This is a genomic window from Candidatus Nanopelagicales bacterium (assembly GCA_037045355.1).
Lineage (GTDB): Bacteria > Actinomycetota > Actinomycetes > S36-B12.
This window is the reverse complement of the sequence record JBAOHO010000009.1, coordinates 1-25,888: the sequence shown is the minus strand read 5'-3', so window position 1 is coordinate 25,888 and position 25,888 is coordinate 1. Positions and strand designations below refer to the sequence as shown.

The window sequence follows — 25,888 nt, the reverse complement described above, 5'->3', positions numbered from 1 at the left end:
CGCGTGGATGTCCCCGGGTGGTTGTGGGCTGCGACCATCGTCGGGCTGCTGGGCATTATCGTTCTCGATCTCTTGCTGGTCGACAGCAAACCCGGAGAGTTCGGACCGAAGCAGGCCACTCGGTGGGTCGTGTTCTACATCGCCTTGGCAATTGCCTTCGGAATCTTCATCTACATGGCGTTCGGCGCCGCGAAGGCCGGTGAGTTCTTCGCCGGCTACATCACCGAGTACTCGCTGAGCGTCGACAACCTGTTCGTGTTCATCGTGATCATGGCGTCATTCGCCGTGCCTCGCATCCATCAGCACCGGGTGCTGCTGGTCGGGGTCCTGATCGCGCTGATCCTGCGCGGCATCCTCATCGTCGTCGGCGCAGCAGCTTTGCAGCGCTTCAGTTTCACGTTCTACCTGTTCGGTGCCTTGCTGATCCTCACAGCGGTGAAACTCTTGCGCGGGGGTGAGGACGACGACTCTGAGGCGGGCAACAACATCGTCGTCCGAACTGTGGAGCGCTTCTTTCCCACCACGCGGGAGTACCACGGCTCTGCGCTGACTGCGGTGGTCGACGGTCGGCGGGTTCTCACCCCGATGCTGCTCGTCATGGTCGCGATCGGCACGACCGACGTGTTGTTCGCGCTGGATTCGATTCCCGCGATCTTCGGTCTGACGCAGGAGGCCTACTTGGTCTTCGCCGCCAATGCCTTCGCCCTCATGGGTCTGCGCCAGTTGTACTTCCTCGTGAGCGGCCTGCTGGAACGGCTGGTGTTCTTGTCGATCGGCCTGGCGGTGATCCTGGGATTCATCGGCGTCAAGTTGATCCTGCATGCCATCAATGAGACGACCGACCTCCACGTTCCGGAGATCTCGATCGTGCAGTCACTGGCCGTGATCATCGGGGTCCTTGCCATCACCACCGTCGCCTCCCTCCTGTACGTGCGGACCCACCCCGGGCTGGTCACGCCCGGCGCTTCAGCCCTTCGGTCGCAGTCCCTGCGCCATGAGGCCGAAGCACTGGAATCCCTCGGCGACGACCGGGGCGGTGAGCGAGCCCCGGCCTCCGACGACTGACCGGTTTGCCCGAATCCGCCCCACCTCACGCACCTGGCGACTACAGTCCGTGAGCGTGAGCAGGCGCACGACGATCCTCGTCTCAGGCGCGATCCTGCTCACCGTGATCGCGCTCGCCGCGGTCATGATGAACCTGCACAATCGCAGCGAGACGCAGGCCGCCGCCGATGCCGCTGCGGCGGATGCCGTCGCCGCCGCCCAACTCGATCCGTTCGTCGACCGGCTGATGCGGGTGCGCACCGCGGTCATCGGATCTCTGACAGCCGCACGCTCCTCGCATGAGAGTCTGCTGCGCACGATCGGTCGGGCCCGGGACGTCCGCGAGGCAGCGACAGAGGCTGAGTCGGACTCCGACGGCGAAGCCGCCACAGTGCGGTCGGTGGCTCGCGCCCGCCCCGAACCTCGCCCCTCGGGAGGCTTGCTGATCGGCGACTCCGTCTCACTGGGAGCTGAGAGTTGCCTGGCTCCGTTGGGGTATTCAGTGGACTCCGAGGTGGGTCGACAGTTCGATGTCGGTCTGCAGAGCCTGCGCTCGCATGCCGGGAATGGTTTACCGAACACAGTGGTCGTGCACCTGGGCACCAACGGCCCTTTCGCGGAGTCCGGGTTCGACGAGGTGATGACAGTCACTGGAACCGACCGGCGCGTCGTGTGGGTGACCATCGCCTTGCCCGCGGAGGACAAGTACTCGTTTGCGGATTCCCTGAACAGAATGATCCGCTCGAAGGCGCAGAACTACGACAATGTGCGGATCGCCGACTTCGCGGCACAAGCGGCCGAACATCCAGAGTGGATGGCCCCCGATGGAGTCCACATCGGGGGTTCGGGCTGCGCCGGGTTCGCCGAAGTCGTGGACGCTGCTGTCACTGCTCCGTGATGGGGGTCAGGTGGCCTCCTGCATGCCACGCAGTTCGCGCTTGAGGCCGTGGATCTCGTCGCGGTATCTCGCGGCGACTTCGAACTGAAGTTCCGCGGCGGCCACATGCATCTGTTCGGTCAGTTGCTCGATCAGGTCGAGCAGTTCCGACTCGGCCAGGCTGCGTGGCTGCCGTTCCGCCACCGGGGACACGACACTGACCCGGCCCCGCCCACGGCTTTGGTTGCGCCCGGATCCCAAGAGAGTCTCGGTGTCCTCGTCCTCTCGGGCGAGGAGATCGGTGAGATCCGCGATGCGCTTGCGAAGCGGCGTTGGGTCGATCCCGTGCTCGGTGTTGTAGGAGGCCTGCTTGGCACGCCGACGATTGGTCTCGTCGATCGCAGTACGCATGGAATCCGTGATGTCGTCGGCGTACATGTGCACCTGTCCGGAGACGTTGCGAGCGGCGCGGCCGATGGTCTGGATCAGGCTGCGTTCACTGCGTAGGAAGCCCTCCTTGTCGGCATCGAGAATCGAGACGAGGGAAACCTCGGGCAGATCAAGGCCTTCGCGGAGAAGATTGATGCCCACCAGGACGTCGTACTCCCCCAGACGAAGTTCACGCAGCAGTTCGATCCGGCGGATGGTGTCGATGTCCGAGTGCAGGTAGCGCACCCTGATGCCTTGCTCGAGCAGGTAGTCGGTCAAGTCCTCGGCCATCCGTTTGGTCAAGGTGGTCACCAGGACCCTCTCGTCGCGGTCCTGCCGGGTGCGGATCTCGGCGATGAGATCGTCGATCTGCCCCTTGGTGGGCTTGAGGATGATCTCGGGATCGAGCAGGCCCGTCGGCCGGATGACTTGCTCGACGACATCGTTGTGGACTCGCTGAAGTTCGTAGGGGCCCGGCGTGGCGGACAGATAGATGGTCTGACCGATGCGATCGACGAACTCCTCCCACCGCAACGGCCGGTTGTCCATCGCCGACGGCAGTCGGAATCCATGGTCGACGAGATTGCGTTTGCGGCTCATGTCACCTTCGTACATGCCGCCGATCTGCGGAACGGTCACATGCGACTCGTCGATCACCAGGAGGAAGTCCTCGGGAAAGTAGTCGAGCAGACAGTTCGGAGGAGTGCCGGGTCCGCGGCCGTCGATGTGGCGCGAGTAGTTCTCGATGCCGCTGCAACTGCCCACCTGCCGCATCATCTCGATGTCATACTCCGTGCGCATTCGTAGCCGCTGCGCCTCCAGCAACTTGTTCTGCCGCTCCAACTCCGCAAGTCGCTGCCCCAACTCCTGCTCGATGTCACGCACGGCCCGCTGCATCCGCTCGGGACCGGCCACATAGTGAGTGGCGGGAAAGACGTAGAGTTCCTGGTCCTCGGTGAGTACCTCGCCGGTGACGGGATGCAAGGTCATGAGCCGATCGACCTCGTCCCCGAACATCTCGACGCGCACGGGATGCTCCTCGTAGACAGGGAAGATCTCGACGGTGTCACCCCGCACCCGGAACGTGCCACGCTGGAAGGCGACGTCATTGCGGACGTACTGCATCTCGACGAGGCGCCGCAACAGCCCATCGCGATCCCAGGTACCGCCGACCCGCAGTTGCACCATGCGATCGACGTACTCCTGCGGCGTGCCGAGCCCGTAGATCGCGGATACCGAGGCGACCACCAGAACATCCCGGCGAGTGAGCAGGGAGTTCGTCGCCGAGTGCCGCAATCGTTCGACTTCCTCGTTGATCGAGGAGTCCTTCTCGATGTAGGTATCCGACTGGGGGATGTACGCCTCAGGTTGGTAGTAGTCGTAGTACGACACGAAGTACTCGACGGCGTTGTTCGGCAGGAGTTCGCGGAACTCGTTCGCGAGCTGGGCGGCGAGGGTCTTGTTGGGCGCCAGCACCAGCGTCGGTCGCTGCAGCTGCTCGACCAGCCACGCCGTTGTTGCGGACTTACCCGTGCCCGTGGCTCCCAGCAGGACAACGTCGCGCTCGCCCGCTTGGATGCGCCGGGTGATCTCGGCGATCGCGGTGGGCTGGTCGCCGGCCGGCTCGAACTCCGACACCACCTCGAATGGGGCCACGGTGCGCTGCAGATCAGTGACGGGACGGGCCATGTGGATACGCTACGCCCCACCCACGACGCCCTACCCCCGACGCGGTTTCCGATCCCGACCACCGTCCCGGCTGGTCTGCGGGTGGTCGTTGGGCGGGAAACGGAATGCCACGAGTGGGTAACCTCAGGTTCACCGTTCGTTCAAGCATGGCGATCGGTTCGCACGGTGCGATCGGTCGGGTAGGCGCGGCGATCGGTCTGCCCTGCGACAACACGCCGCAGCTACCACCAACCCCGCAGAGCAAGCCACCACTGAGAGCCACCCATGCCAGCCGCCACACCGACGACGACACCCCCGCCGACGCCGACCAGCACGATCGCCCAGTACGTGCCGATCGTCGGCTGGCTGCCACGCTATCGCCGGATGTACCTGCGCGGCGACATCGTGGCGGGCCTCGCGGTGGCGTCAGTGGCCATCCCCACCGCGATGGGGTACTCCACCGTTGCCGACGTACCGGTCCAGGTGGGGTTGTACGCGCTCCCTGCGGCCCTGATCTTGTACGCAATCTTCGGATCATCACGCCAGGTCTCCATCGGCCCGACATCGACAGTCGCGATCATGTCCGGTGCTGTCGTCTTCGACATCGTCGGGCGAGACGACCCGGCCAAGGCCACCGCGCTCACTGCCGGCGTTGCGATATCGGCCGGACTGTTCCTCGCCTTCATCGGAGTCCTGCGCTTGGGGTGGGTGACCGACTTCATCTCAAGACCGGTGATCACCGGATTCAGCATCGGACTTTCACTGGTCGTCATAGTCGGCGAACTGCCCCACCTGTTGGGGATTCCGGTCACCACGCCTCAGTTCGTGCCGCGCCTGATGCAGAGCCTGACCCAACTGCCCCAGACCGACATCCACACCCTGATTCTGGGAGTCATCGCGCTCGCGATCGTCTTCGTCGGTCCCCTGCTGTCACGGGCCATTCCGTGGGCCCTGATCCTGATGGCCGTCGGGATCGCTGTGGCGGTCTTCCTGCCTGCCGTGGAAGAAGGCGTCGAAGTACTCGGAGCGATCCCACCGGGCCTTCCCTCGTTCTCGGTGCCCAGCATCACCGCGGCGGACGCCGGAACGATCCTGCTGGGGGGGCTCGCCGTGGCCATTGCAGGAGTCGGTGAAGGACTGTCCGCAGCCCGCCTCTTCGCGGCCCAGGGTGGTTATCGGGTGAACTCGGACCAGGAGTTCTTCGGAACGGGCATGTCGAACATCGCCAGCGGATTCACCGGTGGGATGTCTGTGACGGGCAGCCTCAGCCGAACCTCCACGGCGGCGATGAGTGGGGCCCGGACCCAAGTGAGCAGTTTCGTCACCGTGGCATGTGTCCTGCTGGTCCTGGTCGCCCTGACCGGAGTACTCGCGAACGTCCCACGAGTGGTGCTGTCAGCGATCGTCATCGCGAGTGTCTGGCCATTGCTCGACTGGCCGACGCTGAACCGCTACCGCAAGGCCCGCACCGTCGACCTGGTCGCCGCGCTAACCGGTCTGCTGGGTGTCCTGCTGTTCGGACCGCTGTACGGGCTCCTCGCGGCGGTTGCGATCTCAGTCGTCGGGATCACGTTTCGGTCCAGCCGGGTCACGATCGACGAGTTGGGTCGGATCCCGGGCGAGGTGGCGGGGTGGGGTGCCATCGTGGAACACCCCAACCGGGTCACCGAACATGGTGTGGCGGTGCTGCGACTCAACACGCCGCTGTTCTGGGCCAATGCCGCGCGAGCCCATGATGCCGTTCTCGAGTTCGTCGACAGTCACCCAGATACGCGCGTGGTGGTGCTCGACCTCGAGGCCTCCAGCCAGATGGACTCCACAACTTCGGATGCGCTCGTCAGCCTTGTCAACGAGTTGCGGGCAGGCGAGATCGATCTCTACATCGCTCGGCTGCATTACCAGGCGCGCCGGGTCCTCGATCGAACCGGCTTCACGGAGTTACTCGGCGAGGGGCACATGTGGCACTCCATCTCCCAGACAGTGCGCGTCGCCGGCGAATCGCTGCCCCGCTGAAGCACTGCTTCACTCTGACAACCAGCCGATCAGTCGATCAGGCCGAGTTCCGCGAGAAACACCCACGAGGCCGCCAAAGCGGCTTTGCGGGGGAACGGGTGGTCGAGGTTGGGCGACACAGCCTGCATGCGGGCCGGGAAGGGCGCGTAGGCGATGTCCCAGTGGTGACCATGCAGCATCGCCAAATGGGTGGCGATGGGGATGTCCATCGTTGCCTGCTTCTGGGTCAACTGCATGTCGTTGTTGGCGTCGTACTGTGACATCTTCACCGTGTCGGCGAACTGGAAACTGGGCGCTTCCAACGGCGTGGTGGATCCGGTCAGCGAGAAGAACGGGACTCCCAGTTCGCTGATCATGTCGGCGTGGTCACGGTTGAACTGCTCACGCACCGATGTCTGCAGATCGTAGAAGGCTTGCTTGATGTCGTACTCGTCAACCCGCCGCAGTCCACTGCGCTCCACGACGCCGGGTGACAACATCTGCAGGAACCGGTCCAGGTTGTCCGAGATCGCCTGCGTGTCCATATCCTTGATCTGCTCGTAGATGGCATCCGCCGAGTACGAGCCACTCATCGCACCGGCCCACGTGAAGACGCCTTTAATGCGGTCGGCGTATTCCGGATGATCGACGAGGAAGGTGAGGACGTCCGGACCACCCTTGCTGTAGCCGATGAGCCACACATCACCGGGCGGTTGCGGGTCCTCGATAGGCGACAGGTCGGCTGTGAATCCCTCGCCCCGGTCGAGAGCCGCGATCAGGTCTTCCTCGTTGGCCACACACCCGCGGAAGGGATGCAGGTCGGCCCGCAGCGTCTTCCAGCCGCGTTCTTGTTCGATGACGGGAGCGTCCTCGACGAACGCGTGGGCGCCGGGGTGCAGGATCCCCGACAACAGTCCGGGGCACAGCACCAAGGTGGTGTTCTGGATGCTGACCTCGGGGTCGGGGAGTTCGATCTCCCAGTCCGGCGCCGCCAACCCTTTCAGGAACCGGTCAGCGATCTTTTGACGGTCACTGCGTCGATCGGGGCCGAGCCGCGGTGACACCGGATTCGCCAGACTGATGCGCTTCTCGGCCGTCTTGATCGCCGCGGGATCCTGCACGGCCTCGCGCAGGAACAGGTCCTTCCACCTCATCGACATCCACCGCTTCACCGTGGCATCCGCGAACGCCGCGCTCGGGTCCGCAGCGACCCAATCCCGCGTCTCGGTGATGACTTCGTCGTAGTTACCTGTCTCGAGGTCAGTCTGCAGCGACATCAGCGACCTTCCCCACCGCGCAACGCACGGTGCTGTCAGACGGCGCGGAATGCTGCTCCCACCGCACCCGAATGCCCCACAGTCAACCAGCCCCCGCCCGGCGATGCAGGTCCGCGCTGATCCCCTCGCGAGCGTCACGGCACTCATGCCGACTCCCGGACGAGGGACAGTTTCAGCGTCCTGATGCAGCGGATCCACCGCAGGTGACACCCAGCAATACTCTGTGCGGGACGCCGGTGAAACTGCGCTTGTCAGCCCTTGCCGCCGACCATGAGACGTCCGTGTGCGCCTCGTTCCGCATCCGACATGATGTGACTCACGAAGGGATAGTTGCCCGGTTCGGGAACCTCCAGTTCCACGAAACCACCCTGTGCGGGTTGAAGGGCCAGCACCTGTGAGCCGCCCGACCCCCGCCGCAGGCTGTATGCCCCTTCCTGCCAGACCGTGTCGAACTGACCACCGACGACATGAAAGGCACTGGGTCGATTCGGGCCGGCATCGAGCACCCAGAAACGTACGCGCTCCCCCGCACGCGCATGCAGGGGGTGGTGGTCGTACTGCATCGGGTACCCGTTGAACGCGAGGAGGTCGGGTCGCTGCGCCGCGATCTTGTCGGCGTCGGCAAGATCGCTGCCCTCGCCGAGGTAGAACTCGGATTGCACCAGGAGGAACTCGCGATCCACGGCGGGCAGATCGACCGGATCTATGACAACCGCGCCGAACATCCCGTTGGCGATGTGCATCGACATCGGCATGGTGGAGCAGTGATACATCCAGATGCCGGATTTGGTGGCGGTGAACTTGTACTTGAGTTTCTGACCGGGCTCGATCGTCCGCATGGGCCGGTCGGGCGCCAAAGCTCCGGCGTGAAAGTCGATCGAGTGCCCAATGGTTCCATCGTTGACCAACGTCACGACGAACCGATCACCGACGCGGCCTCGTAGTACAGGTCCAGGGGCGGCACCACCGAATGTCCATCGCGTTTGGCGGACTCCGGGGGCGACCTCTTGCTCCGTCTCCGTGACCACGAGTCTCACGCGGTGCACCCGATTCGCTCCGGGGCGTGGCAGCGTCGGTTCCCGCGGGGAGAACTCCGGACCGGGCTCGGCCATCAGATCGACTCCGCCGGACATACTTGCCCCAGTGGTATCCGGCGGCGTCACACCGACCGCTGGGGGGTGATGTGCACCCTCAGCTGTTGACCCACCGATCACGTTGATGCTCAAGGTCATTCCCATGGAACGGTGCCCCGCGACAGAGCACCACCCCGTCAGGGATTCGGACACGACTCCGACATCGACGACCTGAGACTCTCCCGGGGCCAATCGAGTGGTGCGTGGCCCCAGCTCCAGGACGAGGTCATGGGCACGGTCGCCCGTATTCGCCACGTTGAGCACCAGCTGGTCCCCCGCGGGAACCTCGAGCGCTCCAGGGATGAATCTCATCCCTTCGATGACCACATCGACCGTCGTTGTGTGACCGGTCGGAGCAACCGTCACCTGGACCGGTTCCGCCGCCGCCAGAGTCCCGAAGCCGACCCCTGGTTGCTGCCCGACGAGACCGTAGCCGACAGCCATGAGGATGACAGCTGTTCCCGCGCCCACCAGCATGTCGCGAACGCGCAGCGGCGCAGAGGACGAGCTCCCGCCACGGGTTCGATCGGACGGACCATCGACTTGGCCGTCCTGCATCGGCGAGTCAGCACCGGCCAGCCATCCGATGACGGCAAGACCGACGACGCTGAGCATGACCCCCGCCGCTCCGGCGAGATGCAGATCCGCCAACGCGGGGGGAGCCATCAGCAGTGCGGACGCAGTCCCGATTCCGGCGTTGCCGAGGATCAGGGCCGAGGCCACCACGGCCATCGCGCGGGCTCGGGGGACTGTCGACCAGTGGCGCCACGCATGCAGCGCGAAACTCCAGACAGCGACGGCCGCGAGCAACGCCATGCCGCGATGGACCATGTGCACCAGAGTCTGTCCGGTCGAATTGCCGACGGGACAGAACGGAATGCTCGCGCACAGCCCCTCGGAGCCTGAGTCGACGATCACCGATCCGGCGATCAGGAGCAGCACCACCGATGTGACGGCGACCCACCCGATGATCGCGAGTCGGGGGCCCGGAGCGCGGACCTTGGGAACGAAGGCGCAGAGCGTCGTCACCCACGACCCACCCAGCAATGTGAGCCCAGCGACGAGGTGCAACGCGACAGTCGGGGACCCGTTGCCGGCGAACACCGTCACGGCTCCCAGCAGCACCTGAACCACCAGCATGGCCAGGGTGAACAGAGCCGGACGTAGGGTCGCGGGCCGTGATCGCCGGTACCAGAACATGACAGCCGCAGTCGTACAGACAAGAAGCGACACCAGACCCGCCACGTATCGATGGCCTTGCTCCATCAGGGCGTGGAACTCCAGAATCGGCCCAGCCTGCCCGTAACACAACGGCCAATCGGGACAGCCCATCCCGGACTCAGTGACCCGGACATGACTACCGAAGACGATCAGGAAGAACGCGGTGACAGTCGTCGCCAAGGAAAGCCAACGAGCCGCCGTGGGAATCGGTCGGGCGCTCGCCAGCCGAGCCACCCAACCGTCCACCACAATCTAGGACCCTAGTAGCCGTAACCATCTGACTGGCGCCGAGGGTCCGCTGATCCGTCGCCGGTCTTGTGATTCGCGTTGGCATTCCGCCCGACCACAGTGATAGGACGGGACCGAGGCCATCGGTGAACGGGAGTTGGCAATGACCGGCAAAGACTTCACGGAACGGTCACGGCCGTTCCTGGAATATCTGGACCACTGGTATTCGGGCCTGGCCCCGATGGAACTGTCGGGTCTCATCGCCGCCGATCCAGACAAGGTGGCGGTTTTCTGCGTAGACATGATCAACGGCTTCACAACCGAAGGCACTCTCGCCTCGCCTCGAGTTGCGAGCCACACCGTCAACATCGCCGACTTGTTCCGCTCTGCCTACGAGCAAGGGGTTCGTCAGTTCGTGCTTCCCCAGGACAGCCACTCCGATGACGCGGAGGAGTTCGCGACTTACCCCCCACACGCCCGGACCGGGACCCATGAAGCCGAGACCGTACCCGAGATTGCCTCCCTACCGTTCGCGGACATCTACACCGTCATCCCGAAGAACTCCTTGAGCCAGGCCATCGGGACGAATCTGGACCGATGGCTAAACGCTCACCCCGACGTTCGAACGGCCATCGTCGTCGGAGACTGCTCCGACCTGTGTCTGTACCAACTCGCCATGTACCTGCGCCTGCGGGCCAACCAGTTCGATGAGCGGGACCGCCGCATCATCGTGCCCGCCAATGGTGTCGACACCTATGGAACCAGCCTGCACCGCGCACACCAGTTCCACATCGATCCCCACCCCGGGGACTTCTACCACTACGTGTTCCTCAACCATCTGCACCTCAACGGCGTCGAGGTCGTCGCCTCTATGACATGACGCGGCTCGCGCGGCAGTCGGTGGCTGGCGGACTCGGGATCAGCGTCCGTCGATGATCGTGCTGACAGCTACCGACGCTCACGATCGATCCATAAATTTCGCTCGGGCCCTGACGGAACGTGGCGTGCGACCCGGATCGCGGGTGGCCATCGTGACCCCCGAGCAAGATCCGGAGTCGCGCATCCCTCAGGGCCAGGCGGCCACTGTCACTTTGGTTCTCGCCATCCTCCGCATGGGCGCGGTCCCGGTGATGATCAATGCGCTACTGACCGAAGCCGAACGTGACTACATCGTCTCGGACGCACGCGCTGCACTGGTGATCACCGGCGCTGACGCGATGGTCACCCTCGAGAAGGAGGGGTCAGGTCCGGTTCCGGAGCTTGCCGATCATCCGTTGGGGCGACCGATGCACTACACATCGGGCACCACCGGACGACCCAAAGGGGTCTACGCACCGTTGTCTGAGAGTGAGGCTCGGGATTGGTGGCTCGACGAGCAGCAGCAGTGGGGTTTCTGCGAATCAGACCTCACCCTGGTCCACTCTCCTCTGTGCCACTCGGCTCCCTTGCGATTCGCATTGGCGACCATTGGGGCGGGCGGTGCGGTGGCGCTTGCCGGCCGGTTCGATCCAACTCGAATATCACGCGCGATCCAGCACCTGCGGCCGACCACCGCGTTCACGGTCCCCACGCAATTGAATCTGCTGATCCGACGACCCGGCGGCCTGCCGCGCTCGACCTATCGACTCCTGGCGCATGCCGGCTCATCCTGCCCGCCCTCCGTCAAAAGAGCCGTGCACGCATGGGTCGGCGCCGACCGGGTGTGGGAGTTCTACGGCTCCACGGAAGGCCAGTTCACCTCGTGTCGTGGCACCGAATGGGAACGTCATGAGGGAACAGTCGGTCGAGCTCGTCCGGGGCGCACCATCACCGTGGATTCGGACGGCACCATCTGGTGCGAACCGCCCAGCTTCGGGCGTTTCGAGTACTGGGACGACCCTCAGAGGACCAGTCAGGCATGGCGAGTGACGCCCACAGGCCGCGCGTTCACGGTCGGCGATGTCGGCCATCGCGACAACGAAGGGTATGTGTACCTGAACGGGCGCCGGGAGGACCTCATCATCAGCGGAGGTGTGAACGTCTACCCCGCCGAAGTCGAGCAGGTGCTGTCACAGTGTCCGGGAGTCCACGAGGTGGCCGTGTACGCCCAGCCCAGCGACCGGTGGGGCCAGACAGTCTGCGTCGCCTATGTGGGTGGCGCCACGGAATCCGACCTTCGGCAGTGGGCCACGGCCAACCTGGCCGCCTTCAAGCGCCCCAAAGTCTGGACAAGAGTTCAGCATCTGCCGCGCAACACGATGGGCAAAGTCCGGTACCAGGATCTGCCGGGACGGGAATAGCCCAGGACTGTCCATCTCCCGCGCGGGTCGAAGCCGGCGTCGGGATGGCGCGCTCCTCGGTCACCGAAGATCCTCGCGCACCTGCCTCAGCCGGGCCGCCTTGGTCGCCAGCGCCTGCCACAGGGCAGTCACGGCGTCCTGGAGTTCCCGCAAGTCACCGTCGTTCACAATGAGCGTGTCCGCCACGGCGCGGCGCTGCTCGTCGGTTGCCTGGGCGGCCATGCGGGCGCGCGCCTCGGGGTCGGTCATTCCCCTATCGCGGGCCAGCCGCGCCAGCCGTATGGGCAGCGGCGCCTCGACCACCACAACGTGATCCCAGCCGGACTGCAGGCCCTGCTCGACCAGAAGCGGCATGTCGTATACGACGACGCTGCCCGGTGGCGCCTGGGCCAGCATGGCCTCGGTCTCGCCCGCGATGCGCGGCAACATGATCGCGTTGAGGGCGGCCAAACGCTGCTCATCACCGAACACGATCGCCGCCAGGCCCGACCGATCGAGTGCGCCGTCGGGCAACACGACGCCGTCGCCGAACTCGGCGATGATCTGCGCCAGCGCCGGTCGGCCGGGTGCGACGAGATCTCGGGCGACCTGGTCGGCATCCACCACCAGGGCGCCACGCTCGGCGAGGAGGCGCGCCACGGTGGACTTCCCCGATCCGATCCCCCCGGTCAGGGCGATCTTCGTGACAGGAGCCCCGGCAGCGGGATCGGTCACTCAGGTGCGGTTTCGTCACCCGTAGGCGCGGTTTCTCCGGAGGAGGAGAGTTCTTCGGTGCCGGTGAGCTCTTCGGTGCCGGTGAGCTCTTCGGTGCCGGTGAGCTCTTCGTCGCCGGTGAGCTTGTCGCGCAGCGCCTGCAGCGCCTCATCGGACGCCAACGTGCCTTCTGACGATGCCGACCCCGGGTCGGTGCTGAAGTTCGAGGGCGTGCCACCGGACTCGATGATGGCCGTCTGGTCTGCGACGGCGGCATCTTCGACCTGCTTGCGGTGGGCCTCCCACCGGGCCTGCGCCTCGGCGTACTCCTGCTCCCACTGTGCGCGCTGGTCTTCGTAGCCCTCTTTCCACTCCCCGGTCTGGGGGTCGAAGCCATCGGGCCCGATGTAGTTGCCGTCCTCGTCGAAGGCAGGCGCCATTCCGTACAGGTAGGGGTCGAACTCCTCATGGATGGAGCCACCGCTGGTGCTCTCGTTCGCCTGCTTCAACGACAGCGAGATCCGCCGCCGTTCCAGGTCGATGTCGATGACCTTGACGAAGATCTCATCGCCGACCGCCACGACCTGGTCGGGCAGTTCGACGTGATGACCGGCAAGCTCGGAGATGTGCACCAAACCCTCGATGCCCTCCTCGACACGCACGAAGGCGCCGAACGGGACCAGTTTGGTGACGCGGCCGCTCACGACCTGACCGAGTTGGTGGGTGCGGGCGAAGTGCTGCCAGGGGTCCTCTTGCGTGGACTTCAAGGACAGGCTGACACGCTCGCGATCCATGTCGACGTCGAGGACCTCGACGGTCACTTCCTGGCCGACCTCGACAACCTCCGAGGGGTGTTCGATGTGCTTCCACGACAACTCGGACACGTGAACGAGTCCGTCGACACCGCCCAGATCGACGAAGGCACCGAAGTTGACGATGCTCGACACGACGCCGTTGCGGACCTGCCCCTTCTGGAGTTGGTTGAGGAAGCCGACGCGCACCTCGCTCTGAGTCTGCTCGAGCCACGCTCGCCGCGAGAGGACGACGTTGTTGCGATTCTTGTCGAGCTCGATGATCTTCGCCTCGAGACGCTGACCGACGTACGGCTGCAGATCACGCACCCGGCGCATCTCGACCAACGATGCGGGGAGGAATCCGCGCAAGCCGATGTCGAGGATGAGTCCGCCTTTGACGACCTCGATGACGTCGCCCTCGACGACCCCGTCGGCTTCCTTGATGTCTTCGATCTTGCCCCAGGCTCGCTCGTACTGCGCGCGCTTCTTCGACAGGATCAGGCGGCCTTCCTTGTCCTCTTTCTGCAGGACCAAGGCCTCGATCTCATCACCGATGTTCACGACCTCATGGGGGTCGATGTCGTGTTTGATCGACAGTTCCTTGCTCGGGACGATGCCCTCGGTCTTGTAGCCGATGTCAACGAGGACTTCGTCGCGATCGACCTTGACCACCGTCCCGGAGACCAGATCCCCGTCATTGAAAGGCTTGATGGTCTGCTCGACGGCGGCGAGGATGTCTTCCGCGCTGCCGATGTCGTTGACGGCAACCTGTGGGGCCGTGTTGGAAGGAGAGGTCAGATCGGTCGTGGACGTCATGTAGGTGTGGTCGATTCAGGGTTGTTCGGTTCTCGCGGCCCACGGACGTGCCCGATCGGGGATCCGGGAGGTCCGGACACCCGATAGCGGACTGCTGGACCCACTCGGTATGGGGTTCAACGCGACACGCAAGCGCAACGGCCAGAATACGAAGAGCGTCGGCACGCGGTCAAACCGCCTCCCGCGCAAGCATGGCGGCACCCACCGACCCGCTGAGATCAGCCAGCGCCGTCATGCGGATCTCGGGTGGCCGCCCCGCCAAAACGCGGGCCAACATCTCCTCCTTGACCCCAGCGAGGAATGGCTCCCCCAGTTGGGTCGCCAAACCCCCACCGAGAATGAACCCGTCGAGGTCCAGCAGATTCGCGACGGATGCCAACCCCGCCCCCAAGGCACGCTGTGCCTCAGTCACGAGCGATACCGCCAGGGAATCATCGGCAGCGACTGCCTGCACCCAGACACTGCTGGTCAAGCGATCACGATCGCTGAACTCCATCATGTCGAACAGCGCTGTCGTGCGGCCGTCAGCCGCCCGCGCCCGGGCTTCACGTTCCATGGCGGCGCGGCCGCAGTAGGCCTCGACACAGCCGCGTCGGCCGCAGACACATTCCCGGCCATCCATTTCGACGACCATGTGGCCGAACTCACCGGCGTTTCCCCGGCCGTGCCACAGCCGGCCATCCAGGACGAGTCCGGCGCCGACGCCGGTCCCGAGGAACACTCCGAGGAATGAGGGGAAGTTGCTGCCGGCACCCGCCTGCAACTCCGCGGCGACAGCGAGCCGGACATCGTTGTCGATGAGCACGGGTCGGGACAAGTGGCTGCTCACGACCTCGGCCAAAGGGAACGCATCCGGAAGGTCCGGCAGGATGGTCGCATTGCCGATGGTGCCAGCGGCGCGGTCGACCTGACCGGGACATCCGATTCCGACGGCCACCACGTCCCTGGGGTCGCAGCCCGCGGTGGCAATGGCCGCATGCACGGAGGCGGCGATGGTGGCGGGTACTTCATCTGGTCCGGCACGGCGTGGCGTGGGACGACGGTCAGCCCCGAGTATGGCGTCGCCCGGCCCCAGGACGACGGCGCTGATGTTGGTGCCACCAAGGTCGACCCCGGCCACCAATGGACTCGTCACCGGGTCCCGCGATCGCTCTGACTGTGCGGGCGTCGCAGTCCTGACGGTTGTTGCGGATCCCCTTGGCTCGGCGCATCCCGCCCGCGCAAGCGCATTCTCGCGGCAGCCGCGTTCTGCTGCGGCGACGGGGCAACCTGCGGCGTGGCCGACATCTGCGGCCACGGGCCGGGGTCGTAGTCCAAAGTGACACTGGGTGATTTGAACGACTGCCGGGAAGTATCGCGCCCCGGGTAGGTGCCGTTGCGAACCCACTGATTGAGTTGGATCATCGCGCCCAGCATGGTGCGCGGCTCGAACTGGCAGTTCCCGACGCCCTCGGTGGCCGGGTTGTACTCGCTATACGTAGAGGGGGGCGTCATGAATGCCGTCACCAACTTCGCTGCGGACTCCGGCTCACCACCGGAGAGAACCTGCTCGAAGGACGACACGTTCTGAGCGATGTACACGGGGTCGAAGATGTTGTGCAGGGTCAGTGTCGGAACCTGCAGGTCCGGCCCGAGAGTGCCCATCGCGGTGGCGCGGTCGACGGCCTGGGGATCGGGGGTGATGCGGACGCCCGCACCCAACTCCCGCAAGAACTTGTCCGCCAAGCCTGCCTTGACCTCCTCCAGTTGGATCCGCTGTTCCTCCGAGATGCGCAGCGCGTAGTCAGTGCCGCCGTTGCCGCTGAAGTTGCCCGCAACGCGCCGTTCCACCACTTCCCGCTGGACTGTGTTCTGCTCGATCAAGTGGCCGATGGCCTCGGCGTTGGCGGCGATCTGACTCTCCCAGGTGGTGCCAGTCTCGGTGGTGCTCACATTCGGTAGTTCACCGATCCCCGCGATGAAGGCGATCTTCGCCTGCATCGTGGGACTCCCATCGGCCGCCTTGCGGATGGCAGACATCGCGATCTGGCGCGCCCGCTGCGCTTCCTCGGCGGAGCCGTATGCCACCAACTCGAGATCGGGGGCGAGGAGTTCACGGACGGCATAGGCGACATCGAGCGAGAGATTGAACGAATCGATGGGACCGGACAGGGGGGCACACATGGCGACCGCGCCTGACACCCACTCGGGATGCTGCTCGGCGAGCAGAGCGCTGGCCAGGCCACCTGTTGACTCACCCCACACGTAGACACGATTCGGAGTCGCGACGTTGTCGGAGAAGTACTGATGCAACTCCTCGGCCGCCTTCATCTGTTCGGGCACGGCCCAGCCTGGCTCCGGTGGCCGCGCGCCGGCGATCGCATAACCGGCCTGCAGCATGACATCAGCGAGCGCGCGATCACCCTCCCCCCACAGCGGGGCCAACTCAGGTCCCCCTGGCCGCGGCTGGATCTCGGTCCCACCATCTTCAGGCTGCGCGGATCCGGATCGCTCGGCCTCCGGCTGCGGTGATTCACTGGCGTCCTTGCCGGTGGGCTTGTTGCCCTCGGAACGGGTGGCCTCACCGCCGGGGCTGTCGCTGATCGTGGGTTGCGGTGTTGCCGACGGCGCTGGGACGTCGGCCAGGGGCCGCTCGGCAGCAAGTCCGTGTGAGTAGATGGCAAGGGTGCCGTTCCAGTCCTGCGGCATGATGATGTCGAATACCGCGCCACTGGGCAGCGTGCCGGCACAGTCGACTGTGCTGCAGGACGTGAAGGACACGTTGTTGCTGGCGTCCGTCACCGGGTTGGTCGAGCAGCCCGACAGAACCAGGGCGAAACCGGCAGCACTGACCGCCACCGGGAGGAATCGCCGCATGTCGGTAACCGTGCCACACCAGGCACAGCCGCTCCGACCGCCGGCTGCGACTGTGACCGTATGGTGACAGTCATCGGGTCGTGACTGCTGATGGCTCGTAGAACGCGCTTCGGACGTCCTCGATGAGCGTCAGTGGGCAGCGGCATCCCAATTGGGGCCGTGGCCTGTGCTCACCACCAAGGGCACCGCGAGTTGAGCTGCACCGGACATGTGCTCGCGCACGAGGGCGGTGACCTCTTGTCGCTCCCCGGGCGCCACCTCGAGCACGAGCTCATCGTGCACCTGAAGCAACAGGCGGCTGCTCAGCGCCGAATCCTTCAGGGCGTGCGCTACCCGGATCATGGCCACCTTGATGATGTCCGCGGCAGATCCCTGGATAGGCGCGTTCAATGCCATCCGCTCCGCCATCTCTCTTCGCTGCCGGTTGTCACTGGTCAGGTCGGGAAGGTAACGACGTCGGCCCAACATCGTCTCCGTGAAGCCGGTCATCCGCGCCTGCTCGACGACATCGGCGAGGTAGTCACGGATGCCGCCGAACCGCTCGAAGTACGTGTCCATCAGGGTCTTGGCTTCGCCCGTGTCGATGCCCAGTTGAGCGGATAACCCATAGGCGGAAAGGCCGTAGGCGAGCCCGTAGGACATCGCTTTGATCCGGCGGCGCTTTTCGGGGTCAACCTCATCCGCCGCCACATCGAATACCTGAGCGGCAACCGAAGTATGCAGGTCTTCACCGGACGTCAGCGCCGAGATGAGCGCGGTATCGCCCGAGAGGTGGGCCATGATGCGCATCTCGATCTGGCTGTAGTCGGCAGTCAGCAGGCAGTCGTAACCATCGGTGACGACGAAACCTTGGCGGATCCGTCGGCCGGCATCGGTGCGAATGGGGATGTTCTGCAGGTTCGGATCGACACTGGACAGTCGCCCGGTCGCGGCAACCGTCTGGTTGAACGTGGTGTGGATACGAGCATCGGCATCGGCGAGGGGGATCAGGCCGGCGACGGTTTGGCGCAGTCTGCTGACGTCGCGCCACCGCAACAGCTTCGCCAACAACGGATCATCGGTCTTGGCATACAGGCTCTGCAACGCATCCGCGTCGGTCGTGTAGCCGGTCTTGATCCGCTTCGTCTTGGGAAGGCCACGTTCGACGAAGAGAATCTCCTGCAGTTGCTTCGGACTTCCCAGGTTGAATGGTCGCCCGGCCAACTCGTGCGCTTCCGCTTCTGCGGCCCGGACTTGCTCGGCGAACTCACTTTCCAGGGCCTCGAGATGCGGAAGATCGACGCTGATCCCGGTCCGCTCCATAGTGGCCAGGACTCCTTGAAGAGGGAGCTCGACGTCGGTGAGCAGATCCAGACCCGAGCGTTCCCTCAGCTGCTCGGCAAGTACCGCCGCCAGATCCTGGGTCGCTCGGGCAGCGATGCCCAACTGAACGGCATCGGCGGTGTCGGTTCCGTCGAAGGTGAGTTGATCGTCAGGTCCGGATGATGTCGCCAGATCCCGTCCCAGGAACCGGGCGCACAGGTCCGCCAGATCGAAGGACCGTTGGCCGGGCAACGCCAGGTAGGCCGCGAGCGCGGTGTCCATCACGAGCCCGTTCAAATCCCATCCTCGAGCAGCGAGCGCGAGGAGAGGTCCCTTCACATCGTGCCCGATCTTGGTGCGATCGGAATCCGCCAGCCAGTCCGCCAACGCGAGGTCGTCGTCGTCGGTCGTGGTTCCCAGATCGATCCAGGCGACGGCGTCGCTCATGGCAATGGCAAGCGACCACAGGTCGCCCGTACCTCGGCCCCAGCGCCCCGCGAACGCGAGGCCCGCCTGCGGTCCTGCATCGAAGAGCCAGGAGCGGACTGTGCCCGGCGCCAGGGTCGTCACCTGCGTGTCGAACTGCACACCCGCTGGGGCAACCTCGGCCTCCAGCTGCTCGAACAAGCGGTCCCGCAGAACTCGGAACTGCAGCGCGTCGAACACCTCATGGACGCGGGTCCGATCGATGGGAGTCCGCTTCAGGTCGTCAATGGTGTCGGGGAGTTGCAGATCGCTCACGAGTTCGTTGATCTGTCGGTTCAAGAGAACCTGTGACAGGTGGGCGCGCAGCGCTTCGCCCTTCTTCCCGGTGATCTCGTTGGCGTGATCGACGACGCCGTCGAGTGACCCGTACTGGTTCAACCATTTGGAGGCATACCCGGGGCCCACGCCCGGGACTCCGGGGAGGTTGTCGGACGACTCCCCCACGATGGCCGCGAGGTCGGGATAGAGCGCCGGGGGGACGTTGTACTTCTGCTGGACCGCGTCCGGGGTCATGCGCGCCAGATCGGAGACCCCTTTGCGCGGGTAGAGCACAGTGACTTGGGGATCGACGAGTTGCAGGGCGTCCCGGTCACCGGACAGGATCAACACCTCCGTCCCCCGTTGCGTGGCCTGCTTGGCAAGAGTCGCGATGATGTCATCGGCCTCGTAGCCCGCCAGCCGAATCGACGTGATGCCCAGTGCGTCCAGGACCTCGGCGATCAAGTCCACCTGACCGGAGAACTCCGGAGGGGAAGCGCTTCGGTTGCCCTTGTACTCGGCGAACTGCTCGCGACGGAAGGTCTCGCGCGACACGTCGAACGCGACCGCGATGTGCGTCGGGTTCTCGTCCCGCAAGGTATTGATCAGCATCGCTGTGAACCCGTACACCGCGTTGGTGGGCTGACCGGTCGTGGTAGAGAAGTTCTCGACCGGAAGCGCGAAGAATGCGCGGTAGGCCAGTGAGTGCCCGTCAAGCAGCAGCAGTCGGTCCTGGGTCATCTCGCCGAGCCTATGCACCGGGACGGAGTCTTGTGGCATCAGGGTTCGGATACCCTCCGTCTGTGCCTGACACCGACCCGGAAGCCCTTGCCTGGATGCGCCGCCACATGGGTGAGCTGGCGACCACGATGAGGATCGAACTGACCCGCGCTGATCAGGAACAGGTGACAGCGGACATGCCCGTTGCCGGGAACCGACAGCCTTACGGCCTGCTGCACGGTGGGGCGAACGCGGTCCTGGCCGAAACCGTCGGATCGATCCACGCCGCCTTGCTGGCGCCGGAAGGGAAGGTCCCGGTCGGTGTCGAGTTGTCGTGCACCCACCACCGTTCGGCTCGCGAGGGGCAGGTGCACGCTTCCTGCCGCCCGATCAGCGTGGGTCGCACGCTGGCGACGATGGCGATCTCCGTGACCGACGACGGAGGGCGGCTGTGCTGCACAGCTCGACTGACGTGCCTGTTTCGGGAGTTGCCGAGCTGATCAGAGCATCTCGTCGAGCGAGGCGGCCAGCTCCACTGCATTGTCCGGTTCGGCATCCGCCGCCCAGATCGCGTGCGCGGCCGCCCAGATCGCGCCTACGGGATCCTCGGCGACGTCAAGGTCGAGGTGCGACCCGGTGATCCGGGCACTCGCCGGGCCGGAGGTGGTCCGGCCGTCGGCGAGATGAACTTTCAGCGCGGGACGAAGCAGGTCGGACAGGTCACGGGCGAGATGCTGTGGTCGAGCGGTGGCCGGCGCCCGCCACAGGTCCAGCGCCCGCGACACTCCCGTCAGGACGAGCAACGATGACATCTTGGCGTTGCAGGCTCCCTCGATGTCGGTGTCCAATCGATCACCGACGACCAGAGGCCGCAACCCCTGCGACATCTCGGAGGCTCGCAATAGAAGCGGCGGGAACGGCTTGCCGGCCACCTCTGGCGTGCGCCCCGTCGCCATCGCGACGGCATGCACGAGGGTGCCGTTTCCCGGCGCCACACCACCGGAGACAGGAATCGTGAGATCTGTGTTGGTCGCGATCCACGGGATTCCGCGCGCAATGGCGAACGAGGCGCGGGCCAATGCACGCCAGCCGACCTCGGTACCGAATCCCTGCATCACGGCAGCGACATCGTCTCCGGTATCGGGAAGTGGGTCCGAGATGGCATCCACCACGACGAAACCGGCCTCGGTGAGCGCCGCGGCCACTCCTGGGCCGCCGACCGCCAGAACTGCCGAGCCACGTGGGGTTTGGGCTGCGACGAGTTGGGCGCCGGCTTGAGCTGAGGTCACGACGTCTGACGCGGAGGCCTGCAGCCCCAAGGCGATCAGATGGTCCGCGACCTCGCCCGGGGGTCGGGCCGCGTTGTTCGTGACATAGCAGACACGCCGACCGGACTGCTGGACAGCGCTGATCGTGGCGACGGCCTGCGGGACGGGGTCAGCGCCGATATAGACGACACCGTCGAGATCCAACAGCAGAGAGTCGTAGCTTTGGACCAGGGCGGCTGAGGAGAGCACCTTCCGATGCTGGCACACTGCGCCGCCACCGCGCGTCAATCCGAGTCAGACTCCTCGCCGTCCGACGCTTCCAAGACGTCGAACAGCTCGAGGTCATCCGCTCCAGAGATCCGCGCTGCCGCCGCGGAACTCCCTGTCGGATCTGAAGCCGCGGCCAACGCCAGCCAGCGTTGCGCCTCATCCGTTCGTCCCGCGGCCGCCAGAGCGTCTGAGAAAGCCAAGCGATAACGGGCCGACCACACACTCTTCTGCCTGCTGCGCAGCAGGTCGTTGTCGAGCACCGCAACAGCAGCGTCCTTCTGGCCTATGTCCCCGCGCGCTCCGCTGGCCACCATCAGACACTCCGCGCGCACATCGTCCGGCAACGCCGACAAGTCGGCCTCGGCGATGAGATCGAGTGCTTTCTCCGGTCGACCGAGACCTCGCTCACAATCGGCGATCATGGGAAGCCAGGAATCATCGCCCGCCATCCTGCGCACAGTGCGGGCCTCACGCAGCGCCGTGCGGTAGTCACCGCCGTGATAGGACGCGATGGCGAGGGCTTCGCGAACCGCCACGATGCGGGGCGCGAGGTCGTGGGCAGTCCGCGCGTGCGCCAATGCGAGCTCGGGGTCGTCGTCCAAGAGTCGTGCCGCCATGATCAGGTGCCCCGCGACCTTCTCGGCCAACGTGCCGGGCAGTGAGGACAACTCTCGGCGAACCGAGTGGTCGAGTTCGCCGATGACCGCGTCCCGATCGACTTCGGGTCCATGGACCGAGCCTTTGGCCACCTTGCCGAAGTCCTCGCCCTCCGGCGGCGCTGCGCGCCCACCGCGCGAGTGATGTGCTCCCGAATCACGGCGGGAACTACCCCGCGAACCCTGGCTCGGCTCATTGCGTGAGCCGCGTCGGCGGGACTGACCGCCTCGGGATTCGCGCGGTGGTGCGCCCCGAGAACCGCGCGTCGGCTCAGACCGTGGGCCACGAGGCGAGTCGCTGCGAGAGTCCGAACCACTACCATCGCTGGATCGGGAACGACTGCTTCCACGGGCGCCGGTCGAGGTTGGTCGCTCATCGTCGCGGCCAGGTCGGGTCCCGTCGTCATCATCTTGGCTCATGTCCCCACTCCTCGATTCCCTCTACTCCCTCAAGAATCCGTCCTGTCCCGGGCCTCGTTGGTCCCTCCGCGCCGAACTCGCTGCGCCCCCCACACGCGTTCGCACCCCACAATTCGGGCCCGGAATTGCGTTGGGGGCCGCATTGGTGTGCCGCGACCCCCCTTTGAAATTGCGTTGGGGGCCGCATTGGTGTGCCGCGACCCCCCTTTGAAATTACGTTGGGGGCCGCATTGGTGTGCCGCGACCCCCCTTTGAAATTGCGTTGGGGGCCGCATTACTGCGGCCCCCAACGGTGTGAAGAATGTCCGGCGGCACCTACTCTCCCACGCAGTCTCCCACGCAGTACCATCGGCGCTGAAAGGCTTAGCTTCCGGGTTCGGAATGGAGCCGGGCGTTTCCCTTTCGCTATGGCCGCCGTAACTCTATGGAGATATCAATCGGATTCCCGACCGTACCTCGGGAACCGCACAGTGGACGCGTGCATTATCTCGCCGACAAGCCGAAACTCATCGGGAGAAGAAAAGTGTGAAGGTCAAGTCCTCGGCCTATTAGTACCGGTCAGCTCCATGCATCGCTGCACTTCCACCTCCGGCCTATCAACCCAGTCGTCTACTGGGGGCCTTACCAGGTCAACCCTGTGGGAGTCCTCATCTTGAAACGAGCTTCCCGCTTAGATGCTTTCAGCGGTTATCCCTTCCGAACGTAGCCAACCAGCAATGCTCCTGGCGGAACAACTGGCACACCAGAGGTTCGTCCGTCCCGGTCCTCTCGTACTAGGGACAGCCTTTCTCAAGACTCCTGCGCGCGCGGCGGATAGGGACCGAACTGTCTCACGACGTTCTGAACCCAGCTCGCGTGCCGCTTTAATGGGCGAACAGCCCAACCCTTGGGACCTACTCCAGCCCCAGGATGCGACGAGCCGACATCGAGGTGCCAAACCATCCCGTCGATATGGACTCTTGGGGAAGATCAGCCTGTTATCCCCGGGGTACCTTTTATCCGTTGAGCGACGCCGCTTCCACTTGCCAGCGCCGGATCACTAGTTCCGACTTTCGTCCCTGCTCGACATGTCTGTCTCGCAGTCAAGCTCCCTTGTGTACTTGCACTCGACACCTGATTGCCAACCAGGCTGAGGGAACCTTTGAGCGCCTCCGTTACATCTTTAGGAGGCAACCGCCCCAGTTAAACTACCCACCAGGCACTGTCCCTGGTCCGGATCACGGACCGAGGTTAGACAGCCAATACGATCAGAGTGGTATTTCAACAATGACTCCACAATAACTGGCGTTACTGCTTCACAGTCTCCCACCTATCCTACACAAATCGAATCGACCACCAATACCAAGCTATAGTAAAGGTCCCGGGGTCTTTCCGTCCTGCCGCGCGTAACGAGCATCTTTACTCGTAGTGCAATTTCGCCGAGTCCACGGTTGAGACAGCGCTGAAGTCGTTACGCCATTCGTGCAGGTCGGAACTTACCCGACAAGGAATTTCGCTACCTTAGGATGGTTATAGTTACCACCGCCGTTTACTGGCGCTTAAGTTCAGAGCTTCGCGCTTGCGCGCTAACCCGTCCCCTTAACGTTCCAGCACCGGGCAGGCGTCAGTCCGTATACATCGTCTTGCGACTTCGCACGGACCTGTGTTTTTGATAAACAGTCGCTTCAGCCTGGTCTCTGCGGCCGCCACCAGCTTCGGGAGTAAATCCCTACACCAGCAGTGGCCCCCCTTCTCCCTAAGTTACGGGGGCATTTTGCCGAGTTCCTTAACCATGGTTCACTCGATCGCCTTGGTATTCTCTACCTGACCACCTGTGTCGGTTTGGGGTACGGGCGGTGAAATCACTCGCTAGAGGCTTTTCTTGGCAGCATGGGATCATCCACTTCGCCTAGATCGGCTCCGCATCGGCTCTCAGGCATGTGAGACGCGGATTTGCCTACGTCTCGTCCTACAACCTTGCCCACGGTCTACCATCGCCGTGGTTGGACTGCCCTCCTGCGTCACCCCATCGCTTGACTACTACCGGTCTGGGTCGCGCGCTCCGCCATCCTCTCCGAAGAGATTCCGGTTTCGGGCGCTTAGCATCGCCGGGCTCGTCAGGGGCGCGATTACACCGGTACGGGAATATCAACCCGTTGTCCATCGACTACGCCTGTCGGCCTCGTCTTAGGTCCCGACTTACCCAGGGCGGATTAGCCTGGCCCTGGAACCCTTGGTCATTCGGCGGACGGGTTTCTCACCCGTCTTTCGCTACTCATGCCTGCATTCTCACTCGTGTGGCGTCCACGGCTGGGTTACCCCGCCGCTTCACTCGCCACACGACGCTCCCCTACCCATCGATGCACCTGGACCTGAGGGCGAACCCACAGGCCGGGTCATATGCATCAATGTCACAACGTCGGCGGTGTGCTTGAGCCCCGCTAAATTGTCGGCGCGGAATCACTTGACCAGTGAGCTATTACGCACTCTTTCAAGGGTGGCTGCTTCTAAGCCAACCTCCTGGTTGTCTGTGCGACTCCACATCCTTTCCCACTTAGCACACGCTTAGGGGCCTTAGTTGGTGATCTGGGCTGTTTCCCTCTCGACTACGAAGCTTATCCCCCGCAGTCTCACTGCCATGCTCTCACTTATCGGCATTCGGAGTTTGGTTGATTTCAGTAAGCTTGTAGGCCCCCTAGATCATCCAGTGCTCTACCTCCGACAAGAAACGCACGACGCTGCACCTAAATGCATTTCGGGGAGAACCAGCTATCACGGAGTTTGATTGGCCTTTCACCCCTACCCACAGCTCATCCCCCAATTTTTCAACATTGGTGGGTTCGGGCCTCCACGCGGTCTTACTCGCGCTTCACCCTGGCCATGGGTAGATCACTCCGCTTCGGGTCTAGAGCGCGCGACTGAATCGCCCTATTCGGACTCGCTTTCGCTACGGCTTCCCCACACGGGTTAACCTCGCCACGCACCACTAACTCGCAGGCTCATTCTTCAAAAGGCACGCGGTCACGAGGATCCGAAGATCCCGACGCTCCCACGGCTTGTAAGCACACGGTTTCAGGTTCTATTTCACTCCCCTCCCGGGGTACTTTTCACCTTTCCCTCACGGTACTTGTCCGCTATCGGTCACCAAGGAGTATTTAGGCTTGGCGGGTGGTCCCGCCGGATTCACACGAGATTTCTCGGGCCCCGTGCTACTTGGGATAC

At 64.3% G+C, this 25,888-nt stretch carries 15 protein-coding genes, 2 rRNA genes and 1 pseudogene; 6 read left to right on the top strand and 12 right to left on the bottom strand.

Annotated elements, in window-relative coordinates; all coding sequences use genetic code 11:
* The first annotated feature begins 3 nt into the window (after positions 1-3).
* The gene (locus V9E98_02725; GenBank protein ID MEI2715903.1) at positions 4-1,065 is read left to right on the top strand and encodes a TerC family protein; all 1,062 of its coding nucleotides are present in this window, start codon (positions 4-6) and stop codon (positions 1,063-1,065) included.
* 55 nt (positions 1,066-1,120) lie between these two features.
* On the top strand, positions 1,121-1,942 hold the full coding sequence (locus V9E98_02720) for a hypothetical protein (protein ID MEI2715902.1): 822 nt from the start codon (positions 1,121-1,123) through the stop codon (positions 1,940-1,942).
* Between the two features lie 6 nt (positions 1,943-1,948).
* On the opposite strand, the gene uvrB is transcribed toward V9E98_02720, so the two are convergent.
* Positions 1,949-4,039: an excinuclease ABC subunit UvrB gene (gene uvrB, locus V9E98_02715; GenBank protein MEI2715901.1), complete on the bottom strand. Its 2,091-nt coding sequence runs from the start codon at positions 4,037-4,039 to the stop codon at positions 1,949-1,951.
* 264 nt (positions 4,040-4,303) lie between these two features.
* Between uvrB and V9E98_02710 the strand changes: the two genes are divergently transcribed.
* Entirely contained in the window at positions 4,304-6,031 is a 1,728-nt protein-coding gene (locus V9E98_02710) for a SulP family inorganic anion transporter (protein ID MEI2715900.1), read from the top strand.
* A gap of 29 nt (positions 6,032-6,060) precedes the next feature.
* Here V9E98_02710 and V9E98_02705 read toward each other — a convergent pair whose 3' ends face one another.
* Both V9E98_02705 and V9E98_02700 read right to left on the bottom strand, forming a co-directional pair.
* Complete coding sequence (locus V9E98_02705; GenBank protein ID MEI2715899.1) at positions 6,061-7,287, bottom strand: hypothetical protein; 1,227 nt, start codon at positions 7,285-7,287, stop codon at positions 6,061-6,063.
* Between the two features lie 251 nt (positions 7,288-7,538).
* Complete coding sequence (locus tag V9E98_02700; protein MEI2715898.1) at positions 7,539-9,875, bottom strand: COX15/CtaA family protein; 2,337 nt, start codon at positions 9,873-9,875, stop codon at positions 7,539-7,541.
* Positions 9,876-10,032: 157 nt separating this feature from the next.
* Here V9E98_02700 and V9E98_02695 point away from each other — a divergent pair, with 157 nt between their 5' ends.
* On the top strand, positions 10,033-10,749 hold the full coding sequence (locus V9E98_02695) for an isochorismatase family cysteine hydrolase (GenBank protein ID MEI2715897.1): 717 nt from the start codon (positions 10,033-10,035) through the stop codon (positions 10,747-10,749).
* A 52-nt stretch (positions 10,750-10,801) separates the two neighbouring features.
* Positions 10,802-12,148, top strand: a complete 1,347-nt coding sequence (locus V9E98_02690) for a class I adenylate-forming enzyme family protein (protein MEI2715896.1) — start codon at positions 10,802-10,804, stop codon at positions 12,146-12,148.
* A gap of 60 nt (positions 12,149-12,208) precedes the next feature.
* Here V9E98_02690 and coaE read toward each other — a convergent pair whose 3' ends face one another.
* From coaE to polA, 5 genes and pseudogenes are all read right to left on the bottom strand, one after another.
* Positions 12,209-12,862, bottom strand: coding sequence for a dephospho-CoA kinase (gene coaE / locus V9E98_02685; protein ID MEI2715895.1), 654 nt, complete (start codon positions 12,860-12,862; stop codon positions 12,209-12,211).
* A gap of 110 nt (positions 12,863-12,972) precedes the next feature.
* A pseudogene (rpsA, locus tag V9E98_02680) lies at positions 12,973-14,433 on the bottom strand (30S ribosomal protein S1).
* Between the two features lie 187 nt (positions 14,434-14,620).
* A complete protein-coding gene (locus tag V9E98_02675; protein ID MEI2715894.1) occupies positions 14,621-15,586 on the bottom strand; it encodes an ROK family protein in 966 nt (321 codons plus the stop codon).
* On the bottom strand, positions 15,583-17,307 hold the full coding sequence (locus V9E98_02670; GenBank protein ID MEI2715893.1) for a hypothetical protein: 1,725 nt from the start codon (positions 17,305-17,307) through the stop codon (positions 15,583-15,585). The genes V9E98_02675 and V9E98_02670 overlap by 4 nt, the downstream gene beginning before the upstream one ends.
* Positions 17,308-17,436: 129 nt before the next feature.
* Positions 17,437-20,094, bottom strand: coding sequence for a DNA polymerase I (gene polA / locus V9E98_02665; GenBank protein ID MEI2715892.1), 2,658 nt, complete (start codon positions 20,092-20,094; stop codon positions 17,437-17,439).
* Between the two features lie 62 nt (positions 20,095-20,156).
* Here polA and V9E98_02660 point away from each other — a divergent pair, with 62 nt between their 5' ends.
* Complete coding sequence (locus V9E98_02660; protein MEI2715891.1) at positions 20,157-20,573, top strand: hotdog fold thioesterase; 417 nt, start codon at positions 20,157-20,159, stop codon at positions 20,571-20,573.
* Here V9E98_02660 and V9E98_02655 read toward each other — a convergent pair whose 3' ends face one another.
* From V9E98_02655 to V9E98_02640, 4 genes are all read right to left on the bottom strand, one after another.
* Entirely contained in the window at positions 20,574-21,590 is a 1,017-nt protein-coding gene (locus V9E98_02655) for an HAD-IIA family hydrolase (protein ID MEI2715890.1), read from the bottom strand.
* A 35-nt stretch (positions 21,591-21,625) separates the two neighbouring features.
* Entirely contained in the window at positions 21,626-22,360 is a 735-nt protein-coding gene (locus tag V9E98_02650; GenBank protein ID MEI2715889.1) for a hypothetical protein, read from the bottom strand.
* A 630-nt stretch (positions 22,361-22,990) separates the two neighbouring features.
* Positions 22,991-23,106: ribosomal RNA gene (gene rrf, locus V9E98_02645) — 5S ribosomal RNA — on the bottom strand.
* A gap of 109 nt (positions 23,107-23,215) precedes the next feature.
* A 23S ribosomal RNA gene (locus tag V9E98_02640) occupies positions 23,216-25,888 on the bottom strand; the annotation flags it as partial.